The organism is Kitasatospora sp. NPDC023385, assembly GCF_055664045.1.
Map to the genome: position 1 here is coordinate 97,063 of NZ_JBVOOL010000022.1, position 10,032 is coordinate 107,094.

Consider the following 10,032-nt stretch of genomic DNA (forward strand, 5'->3'; position numbering starts at 1 on the left):
GGTGATCTCCCGGTCTGCTAAAGGGACTTCCGCAGGGCCCGCTCAGGCCAGGGCCTCCAGCCGGTCCGCCGCAGCCGCCGCACCGCCCCCGGCCAGCAGTTCCCTCCCGACCTGAACCGCCCGGCCGCGGTAGCCCGTTGTCTCCAGCACGGCCCGCAGCGCGTCCGCCAGCCGCTCCGGCGACACGCGGGCGAACGGCACCCGCACCCCGGCCCCGGCCGCCGCCACCTGCGCGGCGACGAACGGCTGGTCGTGCCGGATCGGCGCGGTCACCAGCGGCAGGCCGTGCGCCAGCGCCTCGCCCACGGTGTTCATCCCGCCGTGGCACAGCACCGCGTCCAGCGCGCCGCGCGCCATCAGCTCCAGCACCGGCGCCCGGTCCACCGCGACGGCCCGCGACGGCAGTTCGGGCAGCAGCTCGCGCGGCGCCGCGACCACCGGCTGCACGCCCGCACCGCACAGCTCCAGCGCCCGGACGGCCCGCGCGAGGAAGTCCGAGCCCACCTCGCCGGCCAGCGTGCCCATGGTGACCAGCACCCGCCGCCGGCCCGGCAGCAGCCGCCCCCACGGGAACTCCGGATCGTGCGGCCGCGCCGCGATCACCGGCCCGACCAGCGCGTGGTTCGCCGACGCCGGCGCGGAGCCGGTCAGTGCCGGACCGGTGGTGGCCAGCACCAGGGCGGGGGAGAAGCGCGGGTCGACGTACTCCTCGGCGGCCAGCCGGGCGCGCTCCCACAGCCCGCGCAGCAGCCCGGTCATCCACGCCTCGACCTGCGGCAACGCGCCGTACGGCCGGCCCAGCTCCATCGCCCCGGGCGCGAAGCTCGCCCACGGCAGGCCGTGCCGGTGCGCGACCAGCGCGCCCGCCGGAGTGTGCTGGTCGACCAGCAGCACGTCCGGCCGGTACTCCCGCACGGCAGCGTCCAGCGGTTTCGCGGTGAACCGCGCGTACGGGACGATGAAGCCCTCCCAGAGCGAGCGCAGCGCGGCCAGCCCGTGCCCGCCCTGCGCCCGGAACGCCCGGGTGCCGGTGCCGAGCACGTGCGCGCCGGGCCCGAGCAGCGGCCGCAGCACCGACTCCGTGCCGGTCCAGGCGACTTCGTGGCCGCGCGCCGCCAGTTCGGCGGCGATGCCCGCGGCCGGGTTGACGTGGCCCGTCAACGGGGGCATCACCAGCAGGTACCTGGTCATCGGACGTCCTCCTCGGGGAGCAGTCGCCGCACGTCGGCGACGGTCAGCGCCTCCAGTGCGGCGAGGTCCAGCCCGGCGCGCAGCCCGGCCAGGTCCGCGCCCGGACCGAAGCGCTCGCGCAGGCGCTCGGCCAGTACGGCGAGTTCGCCCTCGTCCAGCAGCAGGTCGCCGTCCAGCCGGGCGTCCGGTGTGACCAGGCGCGCCCAACCGGGCGGCGCACCGGCGGCCTCGACCACGAGGGCGACCAGATCAAGGTCCAACGGCGCAGCAGCGTACGGAGGTTCAGGAATCGACATGAGAGATCTCCCACCTGCTCGACGGCACGGGGTGAACGCGGCGGAACCGCAGCGGAATCGACGGATTCCGGGGTACGGCCGCGGCGGAGGGCAGCCCGCGATCACTTGTGCGACCCGGCGGGCGTCGGAATACTAGCCCGCGTGACCGCACTGGAGGCAGTGGCCGTCCACCTCCCCCCACACGCCGTTCCCATCGAGGCGGTGGGCGAGCGCATCGGCCTGACCCCACGTCAACTCCGTCTCTTCCGCCGCTTCCACGGCCTGGACCAGCTGCGCCTGGATCCGACCGGGACGCTGCCCGACCTGCTCGACGCCGCCCTGGACAACCTGCCGCAGCTGCGCGGACGCGAACGCGACATCCGCTTCGTGATCCACGCCCGCAGCATGCCGGTGGCGGTGCCCCACCCGCTCAACCCGCTGCACGACCTGCTCGCCGCGCGCGGCCTCGGCCGTGCCGGCGCCTTCACGGTGACCCACCACGCCTGCGCGGTGGGCCTGCTGGCCATCGACCTGGCCGGTCGGCTGCTCGCGGCCGAACCCGACCCGGCGGCGCTCGCGCTGGTCCTGGCGGGGGAGAAGACCTTCACCAGGGACGCCCAGGTGGTGCCCGAGACCGGCATCTTCGCCGAGGGCGCGGCCGCCTGCCTGGTCAGCGCCGCGGGCGAACGCCACCAGGTGCTCTCCTTCGCGGTGCGCCAGCGCCCGGAGTTCGACGGCCGGCTGGCCGAGGACCCGGCTTTGCTCGCCCGCTACCAGCGCGAGTACCCGAACGTGATGGTCGAGGCGATCGAAGCCGCCCTGGACCAGGCCGGTCTGGACCTCTCCGACCTCGCCGCGATCCTCCCGCACAACGTCAACCAGGCGTCCTGGCGGATGATCGCGCGCCGCCTCGGCTACCCCGTCGAGAAAGTCGTGCTGGACAACGTGCGGTCGGTCGGGCACAGTTTCGCTGCAGACAGCCTCATCAATCTTCACACCGCCATCACGCGGGGGCTGCTCCGCCGCGGCGACCGCTACCTGATCGCCGCCGCCGGCGTCGGCGCCACCTTCTCCGCGATGGCCGTGCAGTGCTGACGCTCCGTCAGTCACGCGCCGCTCTTCGGTGCACACCCCAGAGCCGGTAGGGCTCACTCCGGCGCCGCCGGCGCACACTTCCCACGTATGACGGGACGGGACACCCATGTCAGAACCCGCGGTCCAGACCACCGACCCCGAGCTGCGCGAGCGCATCCTGCACGGGATCGGCGCACTCCTGCCACGCGTGCTCAAGCGCGACCTGCCCGAAATCCCCATGGACGCCTGCCTCTTCGACGACCTCGGCCTCACCTCCGCGGGCACCATCGAGCTCATCCTGGAGCTGGAGGAGTCGCTCGACATCCAGGTGGACGTCGAGCAGATCACCGAGGACGACCTGCGATCGGTCACCAGACTGGCCGACTACGTCGCCGGGCACGTCATCCCCGAGGACTGACCGGGTGGCCCCCGGCTCCTCCGGCCTGCGGATCACCCGGGCCCTCGCCCGCCGCTTCGACGGCCGCTCGGAGACCTCGCTCGACCCGGACCTGCGGGTGTTCGTCGCGGACCTCGTCCGCCCCTACGGCCTGCCGCTGCGCGAGGACCTGCTGAGCGAGGGCGCCGGCCACTCCTACGAGGAACTGGCCGACGGGCTGCTGCGCGAGGCGCTCGCCGAGGACGAGCCGGTGGACCTGCTGATCCTCGCCTTCGACACCCCGGACGTCCGCCCCGGCGCGCCGTCCTCGCTCGCGCTCAGCCGGTCCGTCCCGGGCACCCCGCTGGCGTTCGCGATCTGCGACCAGGGCACCGCCGCGGCGTTCACCGCCCTGCGCCTGGCCGCCGAGCACCACCGCACGGGCGGCTGCCGACGGGCCGTGGTGGTCCTCGCCGAACAGACCGCGCTGCACTACGAGCCGCCCGCACCGGTGGAGCTGCCCGAGCGGCACGCCGCGGTGGTCCTGGTCTGCGAGGAGGCACCCGGCGCCGGGCTGGCCGTCCGGCAGGCCACCGGCGCCCCGGCGCCGGAGGACACCGTGCGGGCCGAGGCCGAGCACCTGGGCGACGACACCCTGCTCGTCCGCGGGCCCGGACTGGCGTCGCACGAACCGCCGGCCCAGCCGTTCACCGGCCTGTGGGCGCAGCTGGCCGAGCACCTGCCGCGGTGGCGGGAGCAGGAGCGGCCCGTCCTGCTCGCCGACTACGACCGGCGGCTCGGCGTGCTCAGCACGCTGGCCCTGCCGTGAGCGGGGTCGCGCTCTGGCTCATCGACACTGACCAACCCGCGGACACCGTCGCCGAACTGGCGCTGCTGCTCGACGCCGACGAACGCGCCCGGGTGGTCGGCGCGGACCCTGAGCTGCGCCGTCGGTTCACCGTGGTGCGCGGCGCCGTCCGGCAGCTCGTCGGCGCCCGGCTCGGCGTCCGCCCGGCCGAGGTCGTCTGGCGGCGCGGGCGCAACGGCAAGCCCGAGGCCGAGGACGCCGGCGGCCTGCGGGTGAGCTGGTCGGCTTCCGGCGCACTCGCGGCGCTGGCCCTCGCCGAGGGGAGGGCGGTCGGGGTCGACGTCGAGCGGCTCCACGGCGCCCGGACGGCCGAACGGATGGCCGCGCGCTGGTTCCCCTTCGAGGAGGCTCGCTTCGTCGCGGAGCCCGCCGAGCCGTCCGAACGGTCCGCGCGCTTCACCGCCCTCTGGTGCCGCCGCGAGGCCTGGGTGAAGGCGTACGGCGGACGGCTGGCGCAGTCCTTCCGCGGGTCCGTGGCGGGCCCGAGCCCGGTACTGGTGACCGAACCGGGCGGACTCGGCGAGGGGCCGGCCCGGCTGCGCGACGTGCCCGTGCCGGGCGCCTTCCGGGCCGCCGTCGCCGCGCTCGGATTATCGCCGTTACATGTCAACTCTGCTGTATGGAAAGCAAATTGACGAACCATCGAATCGGGACAGCTTTGGTCTGGACCAGCTTGCGGCGGCGCTGGTAGCGTCGCGATCATCTCCCCGCCGAGCACTCCCTCCCTCCCGCCGAGCCCTCCCCGCCGAGCCCCTTTCCGGCGGCCGAAAGGCGCGTACGACGTGACTCCGCACTCCCTGATGTCCCCCCTGTCCGCCGAGGCCCCGCCCGAGCAGGCCCCGCCCGAGCGCGCCTCGCCCGAGCGCGCGCAGCCCGCCGGGCACCCGTCCGGCCGGCGGGTCACCGTCCGGTTCGCCGCCGCGAGCAGTGGCTCCGGCCCTCTCACCCGGGGGCAGGACAACATGCTCCGCTGCATCCGGCGTGAGGCCCCGGAGCAGATCAACAAGGATTCCGTCTGGCCGGTGCCCGGGGGCACCTCCCTCGCGGCCGGACTGGTCGGGCTGCGCGCGCTGGTCGAGCGGCACGAGTCCCTGCGCACCTCCTTCCCCGCGGGCCCCGGCCCGGACGGCTTCCCGGACCGCCAGGTGGTGCACGCGGACGGCTGGTTCGACGTCGCGGTGGTCGAGGCCGGGACGCTCGGTGACCGCGAACTCGACGCGCTGGCCGCCGTGTTGGGAGGCGCCGACGTCGCCGTTCCGATCGACCTGGCGGCGCCCCCGCGGGTCCGGTTCACCCTGGTGGCCCGGGGCGAGCGGCTGCTGCGGCTGGTCGCCGTGGTCTGTCACGCGGGCGCCGACGGCGCCGCCACCGCCGTGATGATCCAGGACTGGCACGCCCTCGCCGCCGGGCAGGAGTTGGCGCCGGTCACCGCGCCGACCCCGTTGCGGATCGCCGCGGCGGAGCAGAGCCCCCAGGGGCGGCGCAAGTCGGCCGCCGCGCTGCGGCACTGGGCGAAGGTCCTGGACACCGGGGCCCAGACCGTCTTCGCCGATGCCCGGATCACCGGCCCGGCGCGCGACCACGCGGCCCTGCTGGTGCGGTCACGCGTCGCGGCCGACCACCTCGCCGCCGTCTGCCGCCGCACCGGCGCCAGCCCGTCCGTCGTCCTGCTGGCCGCCTTCGCCGCGCTGGTCGCCCACCGCGCGGGCCGCGACGAACTGGTGATCTCGGCACTCTCCGCCAACCGGCAGCGCGCCGTCCTGGCCGACCACGTCGGCACCCTCGCCCAGGACGCCCTGATCCTGCTCGACACCGGTACGGCCGATCTCGACCAGCTGATCGGCCGTACCAAGTCGGCCTCGCTGAGCGCCTACTGGCACAGCATCCTGGACGCCGAGGAGGTCTGGCAGCTCATCGAGGACGTCGCCCACCGGCGCGGCACCCGGTTCGGCCGGCAGGTGGTGGTCAACGACCTGAGCCTCACCATCCCGGCCGCCGTCGCCGACGCCCAACCGGCGCCGACCGCCGACCCGGAGCTGACGCCGCTGCCCGTGCCGCCGCTGGAGGTCCGGCTGATGCTCACCATCCTGCGGACCGCCGGCAGCCTGGACTTCGCGCTGGTCGCCTGCCCCCAGGTGCTCGACCCGGAGGAGGCCGACCGGTTCGCCCGGGCGCTGCCGGCCCTCCTCGCCGCCGCCGCCGCCGAAGGGCCGGTGCCGCTCGGCGCCCTGTCCGCCCTGGTCGGCTCGCCGGGCGGCGGGCGGGGCGGCGAGTGGTGCCTGATCGACGGTTCGTGGGTCGATCCGGCAGCTGTCCGCGCACTCCTGGACGCGGCGCTGGGGGAGCACCGACTCGCGCTGGCCGACGGGCGGTTGGTGGCCCACCTCACCACCGACGACCCCGGGTTCGGCCCCGCCGCCGCCCATCGCGCGGTCGTCGCGGCCCTGCCCGGCCGGGACACCGCGATGGCGCCGCACGAGTACGTCGTCCGGCGCGCGACCCCGCGCGGCGTGCGGGTCGAAGCCGGAAGCGGCCGGGCTCCCGAGATCGTCGCCCGGCTGTCCGCACTCACCTGAACGAAGGATCACGGCCGATCGCGGCGGCCTCACCCCAACGGGGTCCGGTCGTCGGTGGCGAGCCCCCGGGCAAGGTCCCACGAGCACGCGGAGGTCGCCCCCGAGGTGAGCCCCCACGGGCTCGGCACCTCCTCCACGTCGTCGTCGCCCTGCAGCGGCAGCCGATCGATCACCGCGACCAGCGCGGGCGGCAGTTGCGGGGCCAGCCCCCGGTGCACCCGGGAAAGGATGTCGCGCCGTACCTCCTCCGGCAGCAAGGGCCTGCTCATCCGCAACGCCCGTGGCCCGGGCGGGCGTTCGTTCGCGGTCAGCTGGTCCGACCAGGCCCGCCAGTAGTCGGCGTCGTCCGTCTCGCCGAGCATCAGGTGGTGCAGGTGGAGGCAGTACGCGGCCGTCCCGCTGCCCGAGCCGGCCGCGAAGCGCCACCAGAACTCGGCTCCCTCCTCCTTTCCGGTGGCGTAGAGCAGCGCGCCGAACACCTCCGCCCCCTCCGGCTGGATCCGGCGCGCGTTCACCAGCAGGTCGAGCCCCCGGGAGGCGTCCGGCGCGCCCAGCACCAGGGCGACCACCAGACCCAGCTCGAACGCGGCCTGCTCGTGCTCCGACGACAGGTGGGTCGGCGCGGCCGTCAGCCGGGCCTGGCGCACGGCCGCGATCCGCTCGGCGTGGGCGCGTTCGGGGCGGGGCACGTGGAAGACCGCGCGCCCCCCGTCGGCCCCGGCCGCCCCGGCCGCCGTGCACGTCTCGCCCGCCGGACACGGCCCGCTCACCATCCACGCCGCATCGGGCGCCCCGGCCGGTGGCCCGGCGGGTGGTCCGGCCGGTGGCCCGTCCGTCACAGTTCGCCCCCTCGGTCCGGGAGTTCGCCCACTCCGAGCCGGCTCGCCAGCCGCTCGCGGGCGTGCCGCAGATTGGAGTGCACCGTCGCCACCGGCCGTCCCAGGTAGGCCGCGATCACCTTGACGTGCAGGCCCAGAAGGTACCGCAGGATCACCACGTCCCGTTGCCGGTCCGGCAGTTCGAGGATCGCGGCGTACAGCCGCACCTCGTCCGCCTCGCTGTGCAACAGCCCGTTCGCGACCTGCTTGAACGCGCCGATCACCGCCGCGAAGGTGACCGCCTCCACCTCCACCGGCTCCTCGGCGGACACCCAGTCCGAGACGTGCCGGTTGGCCAACCGCCAGGCGTAGGCGGCGGGTTCCTCGAACCGCAGCACCTGCGGCCAGCACCGGGCCAGGTCGGCCTTGACCGCCTCGACCACCAGGGCGGCGTCGGCCTGGCTGCCTATCCGGGTCAACGCGAGGGCGTGCCAGGCGGGTTCGTGCGTGTCGCAGAACGCGGTGTAGGTGAGGTCCAGGCGCAGGCCGAGGTCCGTCCCGGCCGTCCGCTCCGACGTCGTCCCGCCGGCGCACTCCACCGCCGTCCCGCCCCGGTAGCCGCGCACGAGGGCACCCCTGTCGATCGTCATCGAGCCTGCTTTCCGTGGCCGTGGGCTGCTCGCCGGGCCACCCGAGGGTCGGGCTGTCCGTGCCCATCCTCATTCCACCAGGCCTGTCACTCCAGGCTGCAAAGCGAATACAGATTGTCATCCCATGTGATCCAGCGGCTGATTGAATCGGACCGACCGCGATTGACCGCCGCCAACCGTGGGCAGCAATCGACCGGTTGCGAGCGAACCACCGGGCTACCGAGGGGGAAACAGGATGGGTCTCTACGACGGGGTGGACCTGCGGCTGAACGTGCCGCACTCGGCCCGGATGTACGACTACTACCTCGGCGGCTTCACCAACTTCGCCGCCGACCGCGAAGCCGCCGGACACGCCCTCGCCGTCGCGCCCTGGCTGCGCACCGCCGCCCGCGCCAACCGCTCCTTCATGCGCCGCTCCACCCGCGCCCTCGCCGAGGCGGGCTTCGACCAGTTCCTCGACATCGGCACCGGCATCCCCACCTCGCCCAACCTCCACGAGATCGCCCAGAGCGTCCGGCCGGGCACCCGCGTCGTCTACGCCGACAACGACCCGATCGTGCTCTCCCACGCCCAGGCCCTGCTCACCGGCACCCCCGAGGGCCGCACCGCCTACGTCGAGGCCGACGTCACCGACCCCGCGGGCCTGCTCGCCGCCCCCGGGCTGCGGGACACCATCGACCTCTCCCGCCCCGTCGCGCTCTCCCTCAACGCCCTGCTCCACTTCGTCCCCGACACCCACGGCGCGTACGAGCTCGTCGACCACCTCAAGTCCGTCCTCGCCCCTGGCAGCGCCCTCGTGATGAGCCACGTCAGCCCCGACTTCGCACCCGAGGACATCGCCCGCCTGGTCCGCATCTACGAGTCCGCCGGCACCGCCGCCCAGGCCCGCACCCGGTCCGAGTTCGTCCGCTTCTTCGACGGCTGGACGCTGCTCGCCCCCGGTGCCGTCCCCACCCCGCAGTGGCGCCCGTCGGCGGACGAGCCGGTGATCGACGCCCCGGACGCCTCGGCGTACGCGGCGGTGGCCGTCAAACCGTGACGGGCGGTACGCAGCCCGGCTCACCGGCCCGGGCGATTCCGGCCGCTGACGAACCATCGCCAGACCGGTCGCGTCCTGTGATCGAGAAGGCGGCTCGCGCCGCGACGCTCGATCAGAGGGGGCACCATGAACCCGCAGCCTTCGGAATCCCGCCACAGCCGCCGCGCCGTCCTAGGCCTCGGAGCGGCGGTCGCCGTCACGGCCGCGACGGGCGGAACCGCACACGCCGCGAGCACGACGAGGGCGAGCGGAGACGCCGACCTCCACCGGCTCCTCGCGGCCCTCGAACAGGAACACTCCGCCCGGCTCGGCGTCTTCGCCCGGAACCTGACCACCGGCCGGACCGTCCGGTACCGCGCGGACGAGCTGTTCCCGATCTGCTCGGTCTTCAAGACCGTCGCCGTCGCCGCCGTCCTGCGCGACCTCGACCGCGACGGCGAGTTCCTCGCCCGGCGGATCCGCTACACCCAGGCCGACATCGACCTGGCCGGCGGCGCGCCGGTCACCGGCGAGCCCGCGAACCTGGCGAACGGCATGACCGTCGCCCAGCTCTGCGCCGCCGCCATCGACCACAGCGACAACACCGCCGCCAACCTGCTGCTCCACGAACTCGGCGGGCCGCCGGCCGTCACCCGCTTCTGCCGCTCGATCGGCGACGGCATCACCCGCCTGGACCGCTGGGAGCCCGAACTCAACTCGGCCGAGCCGGACCGCCTCACCGACACCACCAGCCCCCGCGCCATCGCCCGCACCTACGACCGCCTCGCCCTCGGCCGCGCCCTCCCGCCCGCCAAGCGCGACCGCCTCCTCGCCTGGCTGCGCGGCAACACCACCAGCACCCACCGCTTCCGCGAGGGACTCCCGCAGGACTGGACCCTCGCCGGCAAGACCGGCACCGGCGAGTACGGCACCACGAACGACGTCGGCATCGCCTGGACCCCGACCGGCGCCCCCGTCCTCCTCGCCGTCCTCACCACCAAGCCGACGGACCCCGCCGCCCCCAAGGACGAACCCCTCGTCGCGAGGACCGCCGCCCTCCTCGCCCCCGCGCTCGCCTGACAGCCGGACGCCTAGATGACTGATGCCAAGGGGTTCAGTGGTCGTACGCGGTCAGCGAGCGCATGACGGGCTGGCCAGTGTGGTCGTTGTGCCAGATCGCGGCGGT

The 10,032-nt window shown here is 74.7% G+C and carries 11 protein-coding genes; 7 read left to right on the top strand and 4 right to left on the bottom strand.

Annotation, left to right across the window (positions count from 1 at the left end):
* Positions 1-42 precede the first annotated feature (42 nt).
* Together AC0B61_RS28485 and AC0B61_RS28490 are read right to left on the bottom strand one after the other, a co-directional pair.
* A complete protein-coding gene (locus tag AC0B61_RS28485) occupies positions 43-1,191 on the bottom strand; it encodes a glycosyltransferase (protein ID WP_471743986.1) in 1,149 nt (382 codons plus the stop codon).
* A complete protein-coding gene (locus AC0B61_RS28490) occupies positions 1,188-1,487 on the bottom strand; it encodes a hypothetical protein (RefSeq protein ID WP_471743987.1) in 300 nt (99 codons plus the stop codon). Before AC0B61_RS28490 ends, AC0B61_RS28485 begins: the two co-directional genes overlap by 4 nt.
* Before the next feature lie 141 nt (positions 1,488-1,628).
* Here AC0B61_RS28490 and AC0B61_RS28495 point away from each other — a divergent pair, with 141 nt between their 5' ends.
* From AC0B61_RS28495 to AC0B61_RS28515, 5 genes are all read left to right on the top strand, one after another.
* Positions 1,629-2,561: a 3-oxoacyl-[acyl-carrier-protein] synthase III C-terminal domain-containing protein gene (locus tag AC0B61_RS28495; protein WP_471743989.1), complete on the top strand. Its 933-nt coding sequence runs from the start codon at positions 1,629-1,631 to the stop codon at positions 2,559-2,561.
* A gap of 106 nt (positions 2,562-2,667) precedes the next feature.
* Positions 2,668-2,958 carry a phosphopantetheine-binding protein gene (locus AC0B61_RS28500; RefSeq protein WP_471743991.1) on the top strand — a complete coding sequence of 97 codons (291 nt, stop codon included), beginning with the start codon at positions 2,668-2,670 and terminating at the stop codon, positions 2,956-2,958.
* A 4-nt stretch (positions 2,959-2,962) separates the two neighbouring features.
* Complete coding sequence (locus tag AC0B61_RS28505) at positions 2,963-3,745, top strand: hypothetical protein (RefSeq protein ID WP_471743993.1); 783 nt, start codon at positions 2,963-2,965, stop codon at positions 3,743-3,745.
* On the top strand, positions 3,742-4,419 hold the full coding sequence (locus tag AC0B61_RS28510) for a 4'-phosphopantetheinyl transferase family protein (RefSeq protein WP_471743995.1): 678 nt from the start codon (positions 3,742-3,744) through the stop codon (positions 4,417-4,419). The genes AC0B61_RS28505 and AC0B61_RS28510 overlap by 4 nt, the downstream gene beginning before the upstream one ends.
* Positions 4,420-4,566: 147 nt before the next feature.
* Positions 4,567-6,360, top strand: a complete 1,794-nt coding sequence (locus tag AC0B61_RS28515; RefSeq protein ID WP_471743997.1) for a condensation domain-containing protein — start codon at positions 4,567-4,569, stop codon at positions 6,358-6,360.
* 29 nt (positions 6,361-6,389) lie between these two features.
* On the opposite strand, the gene AC0B61_RS28520 is transcribed toward AC0B61_RS28515, so the two are convergent.
* Both AC0B61_RS28520 and AC0B61_RS28525 read right to left on the bottom strand, forming a co-directional pair.
* Positions 6,390-7,049, bottom strand: coding sequence for a hypothetical protein (locus AC0B61_RS28520; protein ID WP_471743999.1), 660 nt, complete (start codon positions 7,047-7,049; stop codon positions 6,390-6,392).
* A gap of 146 nt (positions 7,050-7,195) precedes the next feature.
* Complete coding sequence (locus AC0B61_RS28525) at positions 7,196-7,828, bottom strand: RNA polymerase sigma factor (protein ID WP_471744001.1); 633 nt, start codon at positions 7,826-7,828, stop codon at positions 7,196-7,198.
* Positions 7,829-8,063: 235 nt separating this feature from the next.
* On the opposite strand from AC0B61_RS28525, the gene AC0B61_RS28530 reads away from it, so the two are divergent.
* Entirely contained in the window at positions 8,064-8,867 is an 804-nt protein-coding gene (locus tag AC0B61_RS28530) for an SAM-dependent methyltransferase (protein ID WP_471744003.1), read from the top strand.
* A 126-nt stretch (positions 8,868-8,993) separates the two neighbouring features.
* Positions 8,994-9,926: a class A beta-lactamase gene (bla, locus tag AC0B61_RS28535; RefSeq protein WP_471744005.1), complete on the top strand. Its 933-nt coding sequence runs from the start codon at positions 8,994-8,996 to the stop codon at positions 9,924-9,926.
* Positions 9,927-10,032 lie beyond the last annotated feature (106 nt).

Bases quoted from the DNA above. Each gene is read 5' to 3' on its own strand.
- AC0B61_RS28500 (WP_471743991.1), top strand. From the start codon at position 2,668: ATGTCAGAACCCGCGGTCCAGACCACCGACCCCGAGCTGCGCGAGCGC.
- AC0B61_RS28525 (WP_471744001.1), bottom strand. From the start codon at position 7,828: ATGACGATCGACAGGGGTGCCCTCGTGCGCGGCTACCGGGGCGGGACG.
- bla (WP_471744005.1), top strand. From the start codon at position 8,994: ATGAACCCGCAGCCTTCGGAATCCCGCCACAGCCGCCGCGCCGTCCTA.
- AC0B61_RS28485 (WP_471743986.1), bottom strand. From the start codon at position 1,191: ATGACCAGGTACCTGCTGGTGATGCCCCCGTTGACGGGCCACGTCAAC.
- AC0B61_RS28530 (WP_471744003.1), top strand. From the start codon at position 8,064: ATGGGTCTCTACGACGGGGTGGACCTGCGGCTGAACGTGCCGCACTCG.
- AC0B61_RS28490 (WP_471743987.1), bottom strand. From the start codon at position 1,487: ATGTCGATTCCTGAACCTCCGTACGCTGCTGCGCCGTTGGACCTTGAT.